Genomic DNA, 20,290 nt, shown 5'->3' on the forward strand with positions numbered 1-20,290 from the left:
TGCTTGTACCGGCCCCGTGACCTGCGGTAGCGGTGTGAAATGGCAGGCCAGCGGGTGTGGCGGTGCGCTTGATGGACATGTGTTCGGGGTACTCTCCCGGGGATCGTTCCTCGACCCCGAGACCCGACCGCGGAGCGCCGTGCATCTCAAGAGCCTCACGGTCAAGGGCTTCAAGTCCTTCGCCGCCCCGACGACCCTCCGCCTGGAGCCCGGGATCACCTGCGTGGTGGGACCCAACGGCTCAGGCAAGTCCAACGTCGTCGACGCCATCTCGTGGGTCCTCGGTGAGCAGGGCGCCAAGGCGTTGCGTGGCGGCAAGATGGAGGACGTCATCTTCGCCGGCACCACCGGGCGGGCGCCATTGGGCCGGGCCGAGGTCACCCTGACGATCGACAACGGCGACGGGGCCCTCCCGATCGACTACACCGAGGTCTCGATCACCCGCCGGATGTTCCGCTCCGGCGAGAGCGAGTACGAGATCAACGGCAACTCCTGCCGCCTGCTCGACATCCAGGAACTGCTCTCCGACTCCGGCATCGGCCGCGAGATGCACGTGATCGTCGGCCAGGGGCGCCTCGACGGTGTGCTGCACGCCAAGCCGGAGGACCGGCGGGCGTTCATCGAGGAGGCGGCCGGCGTCCTCAAGCACCGCAAGCGCAAGGAAAAGGCGATCCGCAAGTTGGACGCCATGCAGACCAACCTCAACCGGCTCACCGACCTCACCGCCGAACTGCGGCGCCAGTTGAAGCCGCTGGGCCGGCAGGCCGACGTCGCCCGCCGCGCCGCCACCATCCAGGCCGACCTGCGCGACGCCCGGCTGCGGCTGCTCGCCGACGACCTGGCCACGCTGCGCACCGCGCTCGACAAGGAGATCGCCGACGAGACCGCCCTGCGGGCCCGCCGCGAGGAGGTCGAGCAGGAGTACGGGACCATTTCCGAACGGCTCGCCGAGCTCGAAGCGGTGCACAACGCCGAGGCGCCCGTGCTGGCGAAGGCGCAGGACACCTGGTACCAGCTCTCCGGCCTGCAGGAGCGGCTGCGCTCCACGCACCAGCTCGCGAGCGAACGCCTCCGGCACCTGTCGGCCGTCGAGGAAGAACGCCCCGGGCGGGATCCCGACCAGCTGGCCGCCGAGGCGGAGGCCGTTCGCGAGCAGGAGGAAGAGCTGCGCGACGCCCTCGCGGCCGACCAGGCCCGGATGTCCGAGGCAGTGCAGCAGCGCCAGGACCTGGAGCGGCGGCTCGCGGCGGCGGAGCGCGAGCTGACCGCCGCCCACAAGGCGATCGCCGACCGGCGCGAGGGGCTGGCGAAGCTCGCCGGCCAGGTTGGCTCGGCCCGCACCCGCGCGGCGGCGGCCACCGACGAGATCGAACGCTCCGCCGCGGCCCTGGCCGAGGCGGCCGAACGCGCCGAGGCCGCGCAGTTCGAGTACGACGAGGCGGCCGACGGCGCCTCCGAGGCCGACCGCGACACCGCCGACCTCGACGCGCGGCACCGGGAGGCGGTGGCCGCGCACGAGGCCGCCGTCGCCGCGGCCCGACAGATCGAGTCGGGCGAACGCGCCGCCGAGAAGGACGGCGCCCACTGGAAGGCCCGCGAGGAGGCCCTCGCGATGGGCCTGCGCCGTAAGGACGGCGCCGGTGCGCTGCTGGCCCGCGGCGACCGCATCCCCGGCCTGCTCGGCAGCGTGGCCGCGCTGCTGTCGGTGCGACCGGGGCACGAGGCTGCGCTGGCCGCGGCGCTGGGCGGGCTGGCCGACGCGGTGGCCGTCGCGGGCATCGAGGGTGCCGTGGCCGCCGTGGAGCTGCTCAAGCAGGAGGACGGCGGACGCGCCGCGCTGCTCGTGGCCTCCCGGGACTCCGGCGTCTTCCACGAGGCGGAACGGCCGGCGCTGCCCGAGGGGGCACACTGGGCGTTCGACCTGATCACGGCGCCGGACGATCTCCGGCCGGCCCTGCGGCGGGCGCTGCACGACGTCGTCTTCGCCCCAGACCTGGCCACCGCGCGCCAGATCGCGGGCTACGCGCCCAACCTGCGCGCCGTCACGCCCGAGGGCGACGTGATCGGCGCCTACGCGGCGGCCGGCGGTTCGGCGAAGCAGGTCAGCTACCTGGAGGTGCAGGCCGCCGTCGAGGAGGCCCGCGGCAAGCGGGTCGAGGCCGAGGCGCGTGCCGCCGGGCTGCGCGAGGAGCTGGCCGCCGCGCGCGAGGTGACCGCCGAGGCGAAGGAGCGGGTCAACGTGGCCGCCGCCGCCCGCCGGGAGGCCGAGGGGCAGAAGAACGCCGCCGCGCGCAAGCTGGCCGGGCTGCAGGCCAACCTGAAGTCCGCCCGCGCCGAGTCGGACCGGCTCGCCGCCGCCCGGGCCCGGGCCGAGCAGTCGCGCGACCAGGCGCTGACGGCGCTGGAGGAGCTCGAGGAGCGGCTGCGCCTGGCCGAGGACGCGCCGATGGACGCGGACCCCTCCACCGAGGAACGGGACCGGCTGGCGGCCGCGGTGCCGCAGGCGCGGCAGCACGAGATGGACGTTCGGCTGGCGGTGCGCACCGCCGAGGAGCGCGTCGGTGCCCTGGCCGGCCGCGCCGACGCGCTGGCCCGGCAGGCCGCGGCCGAACGCGCGGCCCGGGAGCGCGCGGCCGCCCGACGGGCCGCCCGGGCGCGTGGCGCCGCGGTGGCGCGGGCCGTCGTCGCGGGCGCCGAGCGGACCCTGGAGGCGATCGCCGAGTCGTTGGAGATCTCCGCGGAGGAACGCGATCAGCTGGCGGCCGCCCGTTCGGAGCGGGAGGCGGAGCTGACCGTCGTGCGCGGCCGGGCGAAGGGGCTCGCCGCCGAGTTGGAACGCCTCACCAGCGCGGTGCACCGCGACGAGGTGGCCCGCGCCGAGCAGCGCCTGCGGATCGAGCAGCTGGAGGCCAGGGCGGCCGAGGAGCACGGGCTCGACCCGGACCACCTGATCTCCGAATACGGGCCGGCGCAGCTCGTGCCGCCGACCGCTGCCGAGGTGGCGGCCGCCGAGGCCGAGGGCAAGGAGCCGCCGGCGCCGACCGCGTTCCACCGGCCGACACAGGAGAAGCGCGCGGCGAAGGGCGAACGCGACCTGCAGCTGCTGGGCAAGGTCAACCCGCTGGCGCTGGAGGAGTTCGCGGCGATGGAGGAGCGGTTCAAGTTCCTCTCCGACCAGCTCGAGGACCTGAAGAAGACCCGGCGGGACCTGCTGACCGTGGTCAAGGACGTGGACGACCGGATCCTGGAGGTCTTCACGGCGGCCTACCACGACACGGCCCGCGAGTTCGAACAGGTCTTCAGCGTGCTCTTCCCCGGTGGCGAGGGCCGGCTGGTGCTGACCGACCCGGAGGACATGCTCACCACCGGCATCGAGGTCGAGGCGCGGCCGCCCGGCAAGAAGATCAAGCGGCTGTCGCTGCTCTCCGGCGGCGAACGCTCGCTGACGGCCGTGGCGATGCTGTGCGCGATCTTCCGGGCCCGGCCCAGCCCGTTCTACATCATGGACGAGGTGGAGGCGGCGCTCGACGACGTCAACCTCGGCCGGCTGATCACCCTCTTCGAGCAGCTGCGCGAGAAGTCGCAGCTGATCATCATCACGCACCAGAAGCGCACGATGGAGGTCGCCGACGCGCTGTACGGCGTCACGATGCGCGGCGGCGTGACCGAGGTCATCAGCCAGAAACTCAGCCGGGACGACGAAGCCGCTTGATTGACCCGCTTTCCTGCCGAATTGATGACGTTAGGTCAGCTCGGTAGCGAATGCGAGGCAAAATCCGATGTCGGTCCTGCGCGGTTGGCGGATCACCACCCGGATCATGGCGATGGCCGCGGTCGGCCTGCTCGTCTCCGGCGTCCTGTTGGGGACCGCCGTCCTGGGCTTGGTCAACCAGCGGGAGGCCACGGCGCAGGCGTCGTTCGCGGTGAAGCTGTCGCGGCTGGCGATGGAGGCGAAGTTCCGCACGGCCGACGTGGCGGGTTGGCAGACCGGCTACGCGTTCGACTTCGTGCGCGGTGTGCCGGACGCCCTGTCGGAGTCGAACGGGCAGCGCAAGGAGTTCCTCGCCTCGGCCGAGGCGATGCGCAGCACGTTCCAGGCGCTGGCCCGCGAGCACCTCACCAATGACGAGCGCCGTGCGCTGGACGCGGCGAGCGCGGCGTTCGAGGCGTTCATGCGGGTCGACGGGCGGATCTTCGAGGGGTACCGCGCCGGCACGCCGCAGTCGATCGCCGAGGCCAACGACCTGGCCTCCGGCGAGTCGCTGACGCAGTTCGGGCTGACGGCGGACGCCACGGACGTGCTCGCGTCGCTGGTCGGCGACCGCGGCGAGGCGGCCTCGGCCGACGCCCAGGACAACGCGGTCGACGGCGAACGCACGGCCTGGCTCATCGGCATCGTCGGCCTGCTCCTGGCGGTGCTCAGCGCCGTGGTGATCGTGCGCAGCGTCGCCGCCCCGCTGAACGCCCTCAAGATGCGCCTCATCGACATCGCCGACGGGGACGGGGACCTGACGGCCCGCCTCAGCGAGGAGGGGCGCGACGAGCTGAGCGAGGTCGCGGCGGCGTTCAACCGGTTCGCGGAACGGCTGGCCGGCGCGATGCGCTCCGTCGACGAGCGTTCGCACGTCCTCGCCGCGAAGTCCGCGCAGCTGATCGAGGTGTCGACCACGCTCGCGGGCTCGGCGCGGGACTCGGCGGATGCCGCGGGCACGGCCGGAACGGCCGCGGAGGAGGTGTCGCGCAGCGTGCAGGCGATGGCGACCGGCACCGAGCAGATGGGCGGCTCGATCCGCGAGATCGCGCAGAGCGCCACCGAGGCCGTGCAGGTGACGACCGAGGCGGTCGAGTTGGCGGCGCAGGTCGGCGGAACGGTCGACCGGCTCGCCGACGCCAGCCGGCAGATCAGCGAGTTCGCCAAGGTGATCAGCGGCATCGCCGAGCAGACGAACCTGCTGGCGCTCAACGCCACGATCGAGGCGGCCCGGGCCGGTGAGGCCGGGAAGGGGTTCGCCGTCGTGGCGAGCGAGGTGAAGGATCTCGCCGGCGGGACGGCGCGGGCGACGGAGGACATCTCGGCCCGGATCGCGGCCATCCAGCAGGGCACCTCGGAGGCGGTCGGCGCGATCGAACGGATCACCGGCGTGATCACCCGGGTCAACGACCTGCAGGCGGTGATCGCCTCGGCGGTCGACGAGCAGACGGCCACGACGGCGGAGATCGCGCGCAGCATCACCGAGGCGGCGCAGGTCAGCGGCTCCATCGCGGACGACGTGTCGGCGGTCGCCGGCACCGCGCAGACGACGACGGGGCAGATCGAGGGCGTGAGCGCGGCGGCCGACGAACTGGCCCAGGTCTCCACGGACCTGCGGGCGGTCGTAAGCCGGTTCAGGTACTGAACGCCCGCTCAGCGTCCGGGCCGCGCCTGTGGCGCCGCCTTCCCTCGTCGCTCCGGTCGCTGCGCTCCCTGCGCTCCTCAGTCCAGGCGGCACCGCGCGACCCTCCCGCTCGCTCAACTGTTGCCCGCTCAGCGTCCGGGCCGCGCCTGTGGCGCCGCCTTCCCTCGTCGCTCCGGTCGCTGCGCTCCCTGCGCTCCTCAGTCCAGGCGGCACCGCGCGACCCTCCCGCTCGCTCAACGGCTAGGGTCGAAAACCGTGAGTCGCCCCCGCCCGCGCCCCTCGGCCCTGCTGGTCTCGTTCGGCGCACTGCGTCGCTACGACCCCGACGTCACCGCCGCCGCGGAGGAACGGCACGGGCTGCCGCCCGGCACCGTGCGGGCGATCGCGCTGGAGTGGCCGCGGCTGCAGGCGTTGATCACCGGCCGGGTGACCCGGGCGGAGTGGCTGACCGGGGTGGCCGAGGCGCTGGCCGACCGCGTCGGTGGGCTCAACGACGCGCGTTCGCTGGTGGTGGAGTGGGACTCCTACCGGGGGGCCGTCGACCACACGCTGCTGTCGTTCGTGCGGGAGACCCGGCAGTCCGGGGTGCCCGTGGCGCTGGTCGCCAACGCGGCCGACGACCTGGAACTCGACCTGACCCAGTTCGGGCTGACGGAGGACTTCGACGCGGTGGTCAACTCGGCGGTGCTGGGCGCGTACAGCCCGTCGAAGGAGTTCCTGCACGCCGCGTGTGCCGCGGTGGCGACGCCGCCGGACCGGTGTCTGCTGCTCGACGAGGAGGACCGGCACGTGCGCGGTGCGCGGGTGGCCGGCCTGTCGGCGTTCCGGTACAGCGGGCCGGACGACTTCGGCTACCTGCGGGCGGCGCTGGCCCCGGCTCCGGCGTCCTGAGGCTCCGCCTTTCCGGGGAAGATCGTCTGCCACAGCGGCCCGAAGACCAGCCAGAACACCAGGACCACACCGAGCCGGCCCATCCAGGCGAGCAGCATGACGCCCCGGTCGGCGCCGACGTACAGGTACATCACGCCGAGGATGGCGCACGAGATCGCCACGGCGAGCACGGCCAGCCCGAACGAGCGCCACTCGTAGCGCACCCGCGCCCACCCGCCCTTCGGCGGCTTCCACGGCGGCGGCCCGCCGGCGAACCGGTGCGCGAAACGCTCGTCGGCCCAGCGCAGCATGCTGTGCCCGAACGCCACGGAGAAGCCGAGGTACGCCGCGGCCAGCCCGTGCCCGGTCGCCGGTTCGGCTCCGCCGCGCAGGTCGACGGCGGTGGCCGCGAGCAGCACGACGTCGATCAGCGGAACGGACACCAGCAGCACCAGGCTGGTGCGCCGCATCTTGATCAGGTACCGGAAGACGAGCCCCAACCCGAGCACCACCCAGAAGGCGATCTCGGCCCCGACGATGAAGGCGAGCATCATGCGTTCCACGCTGCCGGCCCCGAGCCGCGGTTTCCTCGGCGCCCGGCAGGAGATCGGGCGTACATCCTTCGACGGATCCGGGCGGCTCCGCAGGCGGATCCGGGGTCCGGCGCGGCATGCTGAGATGACGGGGTGACCTGGACAGGGGCGGAGCCGGCCGAGTGGCGGCACCCGACCGGCCGCCGTCGCGACCTGCTGCTGGCGCTGGGCTATCTGGTCGGCGGGCTGGTGGCGCTGCGGCTGCACATGTTCAACGACGACCGGGGCGGTGCGCTGGCGCACGTCGTTCCGCTGGCGGTGGGCTGCGCCGGGCTGCTGCTGCGCCGCATCGCGCCGATCCCGGCGATCGCCGTGGGCCTGGGCGTGCTGGTCGCGGATCTGAATCTGGGCCCGTCGCTCGGCACGATCCTGGTCTTCACCCAGCTGCTCTACGACGCCGCGCTCTACGGCCGGCCGTGGCTGCTCACCTGGATCCTGCGGGTCACCATCTTCGCCACCGCGGCCGGGCTGGTCGCGGCCGTGGTGGTGTGGCGTTCGACCTGGGGCGTCTCGGTCGTCCTCCAGCTCGCCCTGATCCTCGTGGGCCCGCCGGTCACGGCCGTTCCGGTCCGCCGCTACCGTTCCCGGGCCCATCTGGAACGGGAACGCGCGGAGCAGGTGGCGCTTCTCGCGGAGCTGGACCGCCGGCACGCGGTCGCCGCGGAGCGCACCCGCATGGCCCGCGAACTGCACGACGTGATCGCCAACCACCTGAGCGCGATCGCCCTGCACGCGACGGCGGCCCAGTCGCTGGACCTGGACCGGGCGAAGCTCACCGAGCTGCTCGGCGTCATGCGGGAGAACAGCGTCCAGGGCCTGCGCGAGATGCGGCAGCTGGTGGAGTTCCTGCGGGACCCGGACGGCACGCCCGGCGAGGCGGCGCAGCGCCCGCGCCTGTCCGACGTGGCGGCGCTGGTGCGCACGGCGCCGGGGGTGCGCGCGCGGCTGGTCGAGACGGGGGAGCTGCCCGAGCTGCCGGTGGCCGTTGACCTGGCCGCCTACCGCATCGTGCAGGAGTCCCTGACGAACGCCGCCCGCCACGCCCCGGGCGGCACGGTCGCGGTGACGCTGGACCCGTCGCCGGAACGCCTGGTGGTGACGGTCGACTCGACCGCCGCGGCGGCCCCGGTCAACGGCGCGGGCGGCGGGGGGATGGGGCTGGTGGGCATGCGGGAGCGGGCGACGTTGCTCGGCGGGGAGTTCGCGGCCGGGCCGCACGGGGACGGTTGGCGGGTGCGCGCCGTGCTACCGACCGGGAAGGGGGTCACGTGACGCTGACGGTGCTGGTGGCCGACGACCAGGAGGCGGTGCGGGCCGGCCTCGTGCTGATCCTCGACGCCGTCGCGGACCTGACCGTGGTCGGCCAGGCCGCCGACGGGGACCGCGCCGTCGCGCTCGCCCACGAGCTGCGGCCGGACGTGGTGCTCATGGACGTGCGGATGCCCGGGCGGGACGGCATCTCCGCCACGGCCGAGATTGTCGCGTCGGGGGTGTCGTCGGTGCTGGTGCTGACGACGTTCGACCAGGACGAGGTGGTCTTCGGTGCGTTGCGCGCCGGCGCCGCCGGCTTCCTGCTCAAGGACGTGGACGCGCCGGGGCTGGTCGAGGCCGTGCGGACCGTCGGCCGGGGCGACGGGTTCATCGCCCCGGCGGTGACCCGCCGACTGATCTCCGCGTTCGCCCAGGCGGTCCCGCCCGTCGAGCCGGGTGCCCTGGCCAGCCTGACCTCGAGGGAACGGGATGTGCTCGGCGCACTCGGTCGCGGACAGTCGAACGCGGAGATCGCCGCCGCGCTCGGGATGGCCGAGTCGACCGTGAAGACGCACGTCAGTCGCGTGCTCGGCAAGCTCGGTGTGCGCACCCGGGTGCAGGCGGCGATCGCCGCGCGCGAGGCGTCGCTATGAGAGCGTGAGTTCGGCCTCCTGTTGGAGCCGCTTGTCGGGCTTGGTGCCCTCGATGCGCACCCGCGCGTGGCGCCCGTCCATGTAGACCTCGGAGATGGCGTTGAGGTAGACCGGCCCGGCCAGCCGGGTCCACCGGAAGTCCGGCCTCGCCAGCCCGGCGGCGCGCGCCACCCCCCGCCCCATCAGCGCGGCGAACCGGCTCCACGCGAAGCGCATCGCCGGCTTCATGAACCCGGGCAGCTTGTTGTGCACCGGCGAACAGGTGAGCTGGTACACCGGGCTGCGGGTGCCGAGTTCGGCGCGGGCGACGTAGGAGTGGTGCACGTCGCCGGAGAGGACGTTGACGGTGGCGGGGCCGTCCGGCCGGTCGGCGACCCGCTTCAGCACGCCGGTGAGCGCGTCGAACGCGTCGTGGAACGCCGCCCAGTGCTCCAGGTCCACCGCCCGGCGCATCTTCTCGGCGTAGCGCCGCACCCGGGGCCGGGGCGACTCGGCGAACCGTTCGCTGGCGGCCTCCACGTGGTGCACGGCCGGCGGCATCAGCCACGGCAGCGAGGCGCCCACGAGCAGGTGGTCGTAGTCGCCCTCGACCTGCTTGTCGAACCAGTCCCAGACCTCCGGCGCCAGCATCGAGCGCTTGCCCTCGCTCAGCTGCCGGCCGGCCCGGTTGTCCAGCACCACGATGCGGGTGCGCCCCAGATCGAAGGCGTAGCTCCAGCGGTACGGCACCGTGCGCGCGTCCGCGTCCCGCCCGAAGGCGTCCAGGACGGCCGACGCGTCCTGCGGGCTGGCGCGCACGGCGGCGAGCACCGGGTCGCCGGCCAGTTCGTCCGGGCGCAGGTTGCCCAGGTGCTGGTAGACCCAGTAGGAGGCGAGCCCGGCGCTGATCCGGGTGGCCCACCAGGGCTCCCGGGCGATGTCGTGCCGCCAGGCGCCGCTGATGTTCCAGTCGTCGATGATCTCGTGGTCGTCGAAGATCATCACGCTGGGCACGGTCGAGAGCAGCCACCGGATGTCCGGGTCGGTCCACGAGTCGACGTACAGCTGCGTGTACTCGTGGAAGTCGGCGACCTGCGTCTCGGGGGCGTTCGGCCCGCGCTCGCGGGCGTCGAGGTAGCGCTTCATCGTCGGCGACACCTCGTCGGCGTAGACCTGGTCGCCGAGCAGCATGAGCAGGTCCGGCCACTCGTCCGGCGGCTGCCCCGCCGAGTCGAACGCGGCGGCCAGGCGCACGGCGTACGCGTCGAGCGCGTCCGGTGGCAGCCGGTCGGCGGTGTGCAGCGGCGACGACTCGCGGCACGACCCGAACAGCACGCGCACCGGCGCCTCGTCCGGCCGCGTGCGGATCACCGGCGGTGGATAGTTGTAGCCGACCGGCGGCCACACCTTCTCGCCGTTGAGGTACACCGAGTACGGCGTGCTCGCCTTCGGTGGCAGCCCTTCGAGCAGGACAAAGCCGTAGTGGTGGCCGTGCGCGGTGAACGTTCCCTCGGAAGCTGTGGAATCGCCGGCGCGGATCTCGACGGTGCCGGGGCGCGCGGCCTCGACCCAGACGGTGGCCCGTCCGTCCTCGACGCGGCGCAGGACCGGTCCCAGGATCAGGTCCTCGGTGTCCGGTGCAGGGGTGTCTGACACGACCCCCATGATCTGTGACACCGCCGCGCGGTGCCAGTCGCCGGTCGCGAACGCCCGACGTCTGGGAGGATTTCGTCCATGGAGTACGTCGTCATCGCCGTTGTCCTGCTGATCCTCGCGATCGGCGGCGCCGTCGCCTACGTGGTGCCCCGCCGGAGCAGGCCGCTGCCGCCGGCGGCTCCGTCCACGCCGCCGGCGGTCGAGGAGCCCGCGGCACCGGTGGTGGTGGAGGAGCCCACCGCGCCGCCGGTGATCGTCGAGGAGCCCGCCGCTCCGCCCGTTCCCCAACTGGAGACACCGGAACCGACCGCGGGCCGGCTGGTCCGCCTCCGGGCCCGACTGTCGCGGTCGCAGAACCTCTTCGGCAAGGGCCTGCTCGCGCTGCTCTCGCGCGACAAGCTCGACGACGACACCTGGGACGAGATCGAGGAAACCCTGATCGGCGCCGACGTCGGCGTGGAACCCACCACCGAGCTGGTCGGGCGGCTGCGCGAGCGCTCCCGGGTGCTCGGGACGGCCTCCGCCACCGAGCTGCGCGCCCTCCTCGCCGAGGAACTGACCACCGCCCTCGACCCGGGCATGGACCGCTCGCTGGCCAGCACCGCGGAGGGCCGCCCCGCCGTCCTGCTCGTCGTCGGCGTGAACGGCTCCGGCAAGACCACCACCTGCGGCAAGATCGCCCGGGTCCTGGTCGCCGACGGGCGCACGGTGCTGCTCGGCGCCGCCGACACCTTCCGCGCCGCCGCGGCGGACCAGCTCGAGACCTGGGGCAGCCGGGTCGGCGCCGAGGTCGTGCGCGGCCCCGAGGAGGGGGACCCGGCGGCGGTCGCCTTCGACGCCGTCAAGCGCGGCAAGGAGACCGGCGTCGACGCGGTGCTGATCGACACGGCCGGCCGCCTGCAGAACAAGGTCGGCCTGATGGACGAACTGGGCAAGGTCAAGCGGGTCATCGAGCGGCACGGCCCGGTCGACGAGACCCTGCTCGTCCTCGACGCCACCACCGGCCAGAACGGCCTCACCCAGGCGAAGGTCTTCACGGAGGCCGTCAACGTCACCGGCGTGGTGCTGACAAAATTGGACGGCACCGCCAAGGGGGGAATCGTGATTGCGGTGCAGCGCAATCTGGGTATCCCGGTGAAGCTCGTCGGTCTCGGGGAAGGCCCCGACGACCTGGCCCCGTTCGATCCGGGCCAGTTCGTTGAGGCGTTGTTGGCGGGCGCCGCGTAGCCTCGGGCGGAAGAACGTCGAACGTGGAGGATCGGTGACGGAGCAGGAAGTCCCGCTGCACGGCGGCAACACGTCCGTGGTGCACAAGGCGGGCGACACGGTGCGGCGCAACGCCGGCCCGTGGACTCCCGCCGTACATTCCCTGCTCCGGCACCTCGAGTACGTCGGGTTCACGGGTGCGCCCCGTGCGCTGGGGCGGGACGAGAAGGGCCGCGAGGTCCTCTCCTACATCGAGGGCGAGTGCGGCGAGTACCCGCTGGCCCCGCACTGGACCACCGACGAGGCGCTGACCACCGTCGCCCAGATGCTGCGGCTGTTCCACGACGCGCAGTACGGCTACCGGCCGCCGCCCGGGGCGGTGTGGCGCTCGTTCGGGCCGCCGCCGCCGGACACCGAGGTCATCTGCCATCACGACGCCGCCCCGCACAACGTCATCTGGCGGCCGGACGGGACCCTGGCGCTGATCGACTTCGACCTCGCCTCACCCGGTGCGCGGATCTACGACGTGGCGTACGCCGCCTGGACCTGGACGCCGCTCTTCTCCGACCGCGACTCGTACACGCTCGGGTGGAAGCGACCCAACCGGCCGCGCCGGCTGCGGATGTTCGCCGACGCTTACGGTCTGACCCCGCGCGACCGGCACCGGCTCGTGCGGGTGATCCGCAAGCGGATCGTCGACCACATCGAGGGCATCAAGCGGATGTCGGCCCTCGGGGACCCGGCGTTCGTGCGCATCGTGCACAAGGGCCACCTCCGCCGGCCGGTGCGCGACCTGCGCCTGATCGACCACGAGCGGCACATCCTGGAGTACGCGCTTCGGTGAGGGTCCGTCGACCGATCGGTGGGGGACTCCCCAGTCGTTCGGTCCGGATCGGTACTCCGTTACACGTGTGAAACACGTCGTGACGACCCGGAAATGACGCCGCGCCGGGTGTGAAACAGCGCCCCGGCAAGCTGCGCGCATTCCGACCTACGCAGCAGTGCAGCCGACGTGGGTTGGGAGGAGGGACTCTCACACCCAAGGAGGCCAGCGTGCCTGAAATCGACACCGGCAATACCGCTTGGTTGCTGGTCTCGAGCGCTCTCGTACTGCTCATGACCCCCGGCCTCGCCCTGTTCTACGGAGGACTGAACAGGTCCAAGGGCGTGCTCAACATGATGATGATGAGCTTCTCGGCCATCGGCGTCGTGTCCATCCTGTGGCTGTTCTACGGCTTCTCGATGGCGTTCGGCACCGACACGGCGGGCGGTCTGGTCGGCAATATCGGGGACTACCTCGGCACCAAGACATTCCTGTCCGAGACCGACGTGTGGGGCGTGACCGAGGACCTGCCCAACGGCATCGGCGTTCCGACCTACGTGTTCATGGTTTTCCAGATGGTTTTCGCCATCATCACGGTCGCTCTGATCAGCGGCGCGATCTCCGACCGCGCGAAGTTCGCCGGCTGGCTGGTCTTCATGGTCGGCTGGGCCACGATCGTGTACTTCCCGGTCGCGCACTGGGTGTGGGGTGGCGGCTTCGTCGGCGCCAAGCTGCACGTGCTCGACTTCGCCGGTGGAACGGCGGTGCACATCAACGCCGGTGCGGCGGCCCTGGCCCTCGCGATCGTGCTCGGCAAGCGTGCCGGGTGGCCGCGTGAGGTGTTCAAGCCGCACAACGTGCCGTTCGTCGCGCTCGGCGCGGGGCTGCTCTGGTTCGGCTGGTTCGGCTTCAACGCCGGTTCCGAGCTGACCGTCGACTCGGTCACCGGCCTGGCGTTCATCAACACCCAGGTGGCCACCGCCGCGGCGGTTCTCGGCTGGATCATCGTCGAGTGGATCCGGGACAAGAAGCCGACCCTGGTCGGTGCCTCCTCCGGTGCCATCGCCGGCCTGGTCGCCATCACCCCGGCCTGTGGCTTCATCGCCCCCTGGTCGGCCGTGCTGCTGGGCCTCGTCGCCGGTGTGCTCTGCGCACTGGCCGTCAGCCTCAAGTACAAGCTCGGCTACGACGACTCGCTCGACGTGGTCGGTGTGCACTTCGTCGGTGGATGGATCGGCTCGCTGTGGCTGGGCCTGTTCGCCGACAGCTCGCTCAACGCCTACATCAGCGACGTGGTGGGCGCCTCCGACGGCCTGTTCGCCGGTGGTGGCATCACGCAGCTGGGTCGCCAGGCGGCCGGCAGCGGCATCGTCACGGTCTTCTCGTTCGCGGTCGCGCTGGGCCTCGGCTTCCTGATCAACAAGACGATCGGGTTCCGCGCCTCCACCGAGGCCGAGGTCGAGGGCATCGACCTGGCGGAGCACGCCGAGAGCGGCTACGACCTGTCGACCGCGAGCGGCAGCGGCGCCGGTGGCGCGTTCGCCCTCGCCGGGATCGCCCCCGCGGGCGGCGCGCCGGTGGCGGCGGAATCGGACGGCGCCCCCGTGGCGCAGCAGGCAACTCGGTAACGTCGGGGAATGGAGGGGATGGCCATGAAGCTCGTGACCGCGGTGATCAAGCCCTACCAGCTCGACGCCGTGAAGGAGGCCCTGTCGTCGCTCGGAGTGAGCGGCCTGACCGTGAGCGAGGTGCAGGGGTACGGGCGCCAGAAGGGCCACACGGAGGTCTACCGGGGCGCCGAGTACACGGTGGAGTTCGTGCCGAAGATCCGGGTCGAGATCGTCACCGACGAGCTCGACGTGGAGAAGGTGGTCGACTCCATCGTCACCGCCGCGCGGACCGGCAAGATCGGTGACGGGAAGGTCTGGGTCACGTCGGTCGACGACGTCGTCCGGGTCCGGACCGGTGAACGCGGCCTGGACGCCCTGTAGGCGTGGAGACCACATCTGCGGCGCCCGCTCCTGAGCTTGCCTCGGGGGTGGGCGCCGCGGCGCGTGCCGAACGCGCCGCCGCCCTGTACGTGTGGCTCGCCGGCCTCTTCCCGTCGTCGGAGCCGGGCGCCGCATTGGTCGCCGTCGGCGGGCTCGGGCGAGGGGAGTTCGCGCCGTACAGCGATCTCGACCTCGTGCTCGTCACCGCCGAGGGGTCGGCCGTCGACCCGGCGTCGATCTGGTACCCGATCTGGGACGCCAAGTTCAAGCTCGACCACTCCGCGCGCACCGTCGACGAGGCGCTGGAGGTGGTCGACTCCGACGTCAAGGCGTTCATGGGACTGCTCGACGCGCGGCTGCTCGCCGGCGACGCGGTCCTCGCGAAGAAGCTCCACGACGCCGTCGTGACCCGCTGGCGGCGCACCGCCCGCACGGCCTTGCCCGCTCTGCGCGAGCTCACCGAGCAGCGCTGGGAACGCCACGGCGAACTGGCGTTCCTGCTCGAAGGCGACCTCAAGGAGGCCCGCGGCGGGCTGCGCGACGTCAGCGTGCTGCGCGCACTCGGCTACACCGGCCTGACCAACGGGACCCGCCCGGCCGTGCACGCGGCCCTCAACTTCCTGCTCGACGTGCGCGACGCCCTGCACCTCACGCGCGGGCGGCGCGGCGACCGGCTCATGGCGCAGGACCGCGCCGAGGTCGCCCACCTCGTCGAACTGCCCGACGGCGACGCGCTCCTGCGCCGCATCACCGACTCCGCCCGCACGGTCGCGCACGCCTGCGACGACGCGTGGCGCGCCGTGAACCGTTGGCTCACCGCGAGCGGCGGCTCCGGCACGCGCCGACCGCTCGCGCGCGACGTGATCGAACAGGACGGCGAGGCCGTGCTGGCCCGCACCGCCGTGAGCGCCCGGCCGGACCCCGCGCTCGCGCTGCGCGTGGCCGCCGCGGCCGCCCGCGCGGGACGCCCGATCGCGCGGCCCACCCTCGAATGGCTCGCCAGCTACGCGCCGCCGCCGGAGCAGCCGTGGTCGGCCGGGGCGCGCTACGCGCTGTTCGCGCTGCTCGGCGCCGGTGCGGGGCTCGTGCCGATCTGGGAGGCGTGCGACCGCTACGGGCTCGTCACCGGCTGGCTGCCCGAGTGGGCCCGGATCCGCAGCGCGCCGCAGCACAATCCGGTGCACCGGTTCACCATCGACCGGCACCTGGTGGAGACGGCCGCGGCGGCGGCGACCTACGCCCGCGAGGTCTCCCGTCCCGACCTGCTGGTGCTGTGCGGGCTGCTGCACGACATCGGCAAGGGGCTGCCCGGCGACCACAGCGTGGTCGGCGCGCCGATCGCGGCGAGCGTGGCGCGGCGGGTGGGCCTGCCCGAGGCCGACGTCGAGATCGTCACCCGCGTGGTGCGCCAGCATCTCCTGCTGCCCGACACGGCCACCCGCCGCGACCTCGACGACCCGGTGACCGTGGACGCCGTCGCCGAGGCCGTTCGGGACACCACCACGCTGGAACTGCTGTACGCGCTCGCGCGCGCCGACGCCGCCGCGACCGGGCCGGCGGCCTGGTCCGCGTGGAAGGGGCGGCTCGTCGCCGACCTCGCCCGTCGGGTGAGCGCCGCCCTATCCGGTCAGGCGCCCGAGCCGCCCACCGCCGCGCCGCCGAAACCGGAGGGGCCGTTGCCCGCGGTCCGGGTCACGGAGGAACGGGTCACCGTGACGGCCGAGGACCGGCGCGGACTCCTGGCGGCCGTGGCCGGCACCCTCGCGCTGCACCGCCTCGACGTGATGACCGCCGACACGTCCACTGTGGACAGGCTCGCCTACGTCTCGTGCGCGGTGCAGCCCCGGTTCGGGGGCGGGACGGATCTCGAGGCGCTCGCCGCCGACCTGCGCCGTGCGGTCCTGGGCGAGCTGCCCGTCGCGCACAAGCTCGCCCGGCGGGGCGGCCCGCCGAGCGGCGGCGCGGCGCCCCGGCTGATGTGGCACCCGGCGACCGACGCGGCCGTTCTGGAACTGCGCGCCACGGACTCCTCCGGGCTGCTGTTCCGGGTGGCGAGCGCGCTGGAGGAGGCGGGCGCCGACGTGCGGGCCGCCCGGATCTCCACGCTCGGCGCCGACGTGGTCGACGCGTTCTACCTGGAGGGCGAGTGGGACGACCCCGCGCGCCGCAACGCCATCGAGAAGGCCGTCCTGGCGTCCCTGCCGGGGCGGGAGGGCACGTAGGCCAGGTACCCTCGTACAGTGTTTGACACCCTGAGCGACCGCCTCTCCGGCATCTTCACGAAGCTGCGCGGCAAGGGCAAGCTGTCCGACGCCGACATCGACGCCACCGCGCGCGAGATCCGGTTGGCGTTGCTCGAGGCAGACGTGGCGCTGCCCGTCGTCAAGGCCTTCATCTTCAAGGTCAAGGAACGGGCCCGCACCGCCGAGGTGTCGAAGGCGCTCAACCCCGCCCAGCAGATCATCAAGATCGTTCATGAGGAACTGATCGCGATCCTCGGCGGCGAGGCGCGGCGGCTGGAGTTCGCCAAGACGCCGCCGACGGTGATCATGCTGGCCGGCCTGCAGGGTGCCGGTAAGACCACGCTCGCCGGCAAGCTCGCGAAGTGGCTCAAGGAGCAGGGGCACCAGCCGCTCCTCGTCGCCTGCGACCTCCAGCGGCCCAACGCGGTCGGGCAGCTGCAGGTGCTCGGCGGGCGGGCCGGGGTCGAGGTGTACGCGCCGGAGCCCGGCAGCGGCGTCGGTGACCCCGTTCGGGTCGCGCGGGACTCGATCGAGCACGCCCGGCGTCAGATGCGGGACATCGTCATCGTCGACACCGCCGGCCGGCTCGGCATCGACCAGGAGATGATGCAGCAGGCCGCCGACATCCGCGACGCCGTCCGGCCGGACGAGACGCTGTTCGTGATCGACGCGATGATCGGTCAGGACGCGGTGTCGACCGCCGAGGCGTTCCGCGACGGGGTCGGCATCACGGGTGTCGTTCTCTCCAAACTGGACGGTGACGCGCGCGGCGGTGCGGCGCTCTCGGTCCGGGAGGTCACCGGACAGCCGATCATGTTCGCCTCCACCGGCGAGAAGCTGGAGGACTTCGACGTCTTCCACCCGGACCGGATGGCGTCGCGCATCCTCGACATGGGCGACATGCTCACCCTCATCGAGCAGGCCGAACGGGCCTTCGACGAGGACCAGAAGGAGCGCATGGCCGCCAAGCTCATGGGCGGCGAGAGCTTCACGCTGGAGGACTTCCTGGAGCAGCTCGTCGCCGTGCGGCGGATGGGCCCCATCGCCAACGTCCTGGGCATGCTGCCCGGGATGGGCCAGATGAAGGACCAGCTCAACGACGTCGACGACAAGCACTTCGACAAGGTCGCGGCGATCATCCGCTCGATGACGCCGGCCGAGCGCACCACCCCGAAGATCATCAACGCCTCGCGGCGGGTCCGGATCGCCAACGGCTCCGGCACCACCGTCACCGACGTGAACCAGCTGCTCAACCGGTTCACCGAGGCGCAGAAGATGATGAAGCAGATGAGCGGCATGATGGGCCTGCCCGGGATGGGCGGCGGGCGCGGGCGCAAGGCCACCAAGTCGCCCAAGAACAAGCGCAAGGGCGGGCGGGGCAGCGGCGGCCACCCGGGGCGCCGGGACGCCGAGCGTCAGGCTCCGCAGCCGCAGCAGATGCCGCAGATGCCGCAGCTCCCGCCGGGCCTCGACCCCGCCTCGGGCCAGGGCCTGCCGCCCGGGTTCAAGCTGCCCAACCTGGACTTCTCGCGGCTCCAGCGGCGGGACCGTGACGGCCGCTAGGACACGCCCTGGTCCGCCTCTGCACGTCCGAGGCGTGCTGCTGCCCGACGGCGAGGTGCGCGACCTGTGGCTGGTCGGCGACCGGGTGACCCTGGAGCCGGTGCCGGGCGCGGTGACCGTCGCCGACCGGGGCTACATCCTGCCGGGGCTGGTCGACGCGCACTGCCACATCGGACTGCCGCTGGGCAGCGGCGCGATCTCGTCGCTGGACGAGGCGCGTGCGCTCGCCGACCTGGACCGGGAGGCGGGCGTTCTGGCGATCCGGGACGCCGGGTCGCCCTACCCGTATCCGGAGCTGGACGACGACCCGCGGGTGCCCCGGCTGGCCCGGGCCGGGCAGCACATCGCCGCCCCCAAGCGGTACCTGCGCGGCATCGCCGTCGAGGTGGACGGCGATGAGCTGGACGCCGAGGTGCGTAGGCAGGCCGCCGCCGGCAACGGCTGGGTCAAACTCGTCGGCGACTGGATCGAACGCGGGGCCGGCGACCTGGCGCCCTCGTGGGGGCCGCTGCAGATGGCCCGTGCCGTCGCCGTGGCGCACGCGGCCGGTGCACGGGTGGCGGTGCACGCGTTCGGCGAGGAATCCGTCGCGGCGCTGGTGCGGGCCGGTGTCGACTCGGTCGAGCACGGCACCGGGCTCTCGCCGGACGACGTCGACGCGATGGCCCTCAACGGCACCGCGCTCGTCCCGACGATGATCAACGTGGAGACGTTCTCGTCGATCGCGGCGCAGGCCGACGGGAAGTTCCCGGGGTACGCGGCGCACATGCGCGCACTGCAGGCGGGCTTCCCCGCGGTCGTGCGGGCCGCGTACGAGGCGGGCGTGCCGATCTACGTGGGTACCGACGCCGGCGGCGGGATCACGCACGGGCTCGCGGCCCAGGAGATGCTGCGGCTGCACGCCGCCGGGATGTCGGCGTTCGACGTCCTGAAGGCCGGGTCGTGGGGGGCCCGGGAGTGGCTCGGGTTCCCCGGTCTCGTGGAGGGTGGGCTCGCCGACCTGGTCGTCTACGGATCCGATCCGCGCGAGGACCTGCGGGTGTTGCAGGCGCCGCGGGTGATCGTGCTGCGCGGCCACGCGTTCCGCGGCTGAGTTATCCACAGCTGACAACAGGGCCTGGTTGCCACCGCCGCGCTTTGCTGGGCTCGACCGGTGGACGGTCCCTTTCGTGGCGGTGTGGCGGTCACGCGCGGGTTGCTGACCCGGCGCCAGCTGGCCGGAACGCGCTTCGTGCGGCTCTTTCCGGACGTGTACGTGGCGTCCGGGGTCCCACTGGATCACCAGTTGCTGTGCCGGGCGGCGGCGCTGTTCCTCCGCGGGCGGGGCGCGATCAGTGGGCTCTCCGCCGCGCTGCTGCACGGGGTGGACCTGGTCGCCGACGCGCAGCCCGTGGAGGTGTCGGTCCCCGGCCGGACGCACCTGCGCGCGCGGGCGCGGCTCGTGGTGGTGCGGTCGGCGTTCGTGCGCGGCGACGTGTCTCCCGTGCGGGGCGTGCCGGTGACCAGCGCGGTGCGCACCGCGTTCGACCTGGCGCGCCGGGGGTCTCTGACAGAGGCGGTGGTGCGGGTCGACGCGCTGCTGCACACCGGGCTGGTGGGCGTGGGCGAGGTCGCCGACTACGCGGCCGATCGGCGGCGGTGGCCGGGTGCCGCGCGGGTGGCTCCGGTGCTGGAACTCGCCGACGCGGGAGCGGAGTCGCCGATGGAGTCGCGCACCCGGCTGGTGCTGGTGCTCGCCGGACTGCCCCGCCCGGTGACCCAGCACGTGGTGTACGACGGCGCGGGCCGATTCGTCGCCCGGCTGGACCTGGCCTACCCCGAACAGCGGCTCGGTATCGAGTACGAGGGCGCGCACCACCGGGACGCCCGCCGGTACCAGGTGGACCTGCGCCGCCAGAACGCACTGCGCGCGGCCGGCTGGGAGGTGCTCCGGTTCGGCCCCGGCGACATCTACCGTGATCCGGCCGGTGTCGTGGCCCTGGTCCGTGCGCGATTGCGAACGGTCACGGAAGCACCATGATCGCGCGAGTTGATGTTCATCGGTAACCGGTGGTACGGACGTGACT

At 72.9% G+C, this 20,290-nt stretch carries 15 protein-coding genes; 13 read left to right on the forward strand and 2 right to left on the reverse strand.

Annotation, left to right across the window (positions count from 1 at the left end):
* The first annotated feature begins 139 nt into the window (after positions 1–139).
* The 3 genes from smc (at position 140) to Val02_RS13270 (ending at position 6,287) form a co-directional block, all read left to right on the forward strand.
* Positions 140–3,712: a chromosome segregation protein SMC gene (gene smc / locus Val02_RS13260; protein WP_203899319.1), complete on the forward strand. Its 3,573-nt coding sequence runs from the start codon at positions 140–142 to the stop codon at positions 3,710–3,712.
* Between the two features lie 67 nt (positions 3,713–3,779).
* Positions 3,780–5,396: a methyl-accepting chemotaxis protein gene (locus tag Val02_RS13265; protein WP_203899320.1), complete on the forward strand. Its 1,617-nt coding sequence runs from the start codon at positions 3,780–3,782 to the stop codon at positions 5,394–5,396.
* Between the two features lie 255 nt (positions 5,397–5,651).
* Positions 5,652–6,287 (forward strand): HAD family hydrolase, encoded by a 636-nt coding sequence (locus Val02_RS13270; protein WP_203899321.1) that lies wholly within the window; start codon positions 5,652–5,654, stop codon positions 6,285–6,287.
* Here Val02_RS13270 and Val02_RS13275 read toward each other — a convergent pair.
* Positions 6,248–6,820, reverse strand: a complete 573-nt coding sequence (locus Val02_RS13275) for a hypothetical protein (RefSeq protein WP_203899322.1) — start codon at positions 6,818–6,820, stop codon at positions 6,248–6,250. The genes Val02_RS13270 and Val02_RS13275 overlap by 40 nt on opposite strands.
* Positions 6,821–6,952: 132 nt before the next feature.
* Between Val02_RS13275 and Val02_RS13280 the strand changes: the two genes are divergently transcribed.
* Both Val02_RS13280 and Val02_RS13285 read left to right on the forward strand, forming a co-directional pair.
* Complete coding sequence (locus Val02_RS13280) at positions 6,953–8,131, forward strand: sensor histidine kinase (RefSeq protein ID WP_203899323.1); 1,179 nt, start codon at positions 6,953–6,955, stop codon at positions 8,129–8,131.
* Positions 8,128–8,763, forward strand: coding sequence for a response regulator (locus Val02_RS13285; RefSeq protein WP_203899324.1), 636 nt, complete (start codon positions 8,128–8,130; stop codon positions 8,761–8,763). Before Val02_RS13280 ends, Val02_RS13285 begins: the two co-directional genes overlap by 4 nt.
* On the opposite strand, the gene Val02_RS13290 is transcribed toward Val02_RS13285, so the two are convergent.
* Positions 8,758–10,398, reverse strand: a complete 1,641-nt coding sequence (locus Val02_RS13290; protein WP_239152830.1) for an alkaline phosphatase D family protein — start codon at positions 10,396–10,398, stop codon at positions 8,758–8,760. The genes Val02_RS13285 and Val02_RS13290 overlap by 6 nt on opposite strands.
* Before the next feature lie 78 nt (positions 10,399–10,476).
* On the opposite strand from Val02_RS13290, the gene ftsY reads away from it, so the two are divergent.
* From ftsY to Val02_RS13330, 8 genes are all read left to right on the forward strand, one after another.
* Positions 10,477–11,625, forward strand: a complete 1,149-nt coding sequence (gene ftsY / locus Val02_RS13295) for a signal recognition particle-docking protein FtsY (RefSeq protein ID WP_203899326.1) — start codon at positions 10,477–10,479, stop codon at positions 11,623–11,625.
* Positions 11,626–11,659: 34 nt separating this feature from the next.
* Positions 11,660–12,448, forward strand: coding sequence for a phosphotransferase (locus Val02_RS13300; RefSeq protein ID WP_203899327.1), 789 nt, complete (start codon positions 11,660–11,662; stop codon positions 12,446–12,448).
* Positions 12,449–12,657: 209 nt separating this feature from the next.
* Positions 12,658–14,055, forward strand: coding sequence for an ammonium transporter (locus Val02_RS13305; protein WP_275415569.1), 1,398 nt, complete (start codon positions 12,658–12,660; stop codon positions 14,053–14,055).
* A 24-nt stretch (positions 14,056–14,079) separates the two neighbouring features.
* Entirely contained in the window at positions 14,080–14,418 is a 339-nt protein-coding gene (locus tag Val02_RS13310) for a P-II family nitrogen regulator (protein ID WP_203899328.1), read from the forward strand.
* 2 nt (positions 14,419–14,420) lie between these two features.
* Positions 14,421–16,640, forward strand: a complete 2,220-nt coding sequence (locus Val02_RS13315) for a [protein-PII] uridylyltransferase (RefSeq protein WP_203899329.1) — start codon at positions 14,421–14,423, stop codon at positions 16,638–16,640.
* Between the two features lie 18 nt (positions 16,641–16,658).
* Positions 16,659–18,224: a signal recognition particle protein gene (ffh, locus tag Val02_RS13320; protein WP_203899330.1), complete on the forward strand. Its 1,566-nt coding sequence runs from the start codon at positions 16,659–16,661 to the stop codon at positions 18,222–18,224.
* A gap of 19 nt (positions 18,225–18,243) precedes the next feature.
* Positions 18,244–19,317, forward strand: coding sequence for an amidohydrolase family protein (locus Val02_RS13325; RefSeq protein WP_203899506.1), 1,074 nt, complete (start codon positions 18,244–18,246; stop codon positions 19,315–19,317).
* Positions 19,318–19,401: 84 nt separating this feature from the next.
* Entirely contained in the window at positions 19,402–20,244 is an 843-nt protein-coding gene (locus Val02_RS13330; protein ID WP_239152831.1) for a DUF559 domain-containing protein, read from the forward strand.
* The last annotated feature ends 46 nt before the right edge of the window (positions 20,245–20,290 follow it).

This window comes from Virgisporangium aliadipatigenens, assembly GCF_016863615.1.
GTDB classification, from domain to species: domain Bacteria; phylum Actinomycetota; class Actinomycetes; order Mycobacteriales; family Micromonosporaceae; genus Virgisporangium; species Virgisporangium aliadipatigenens.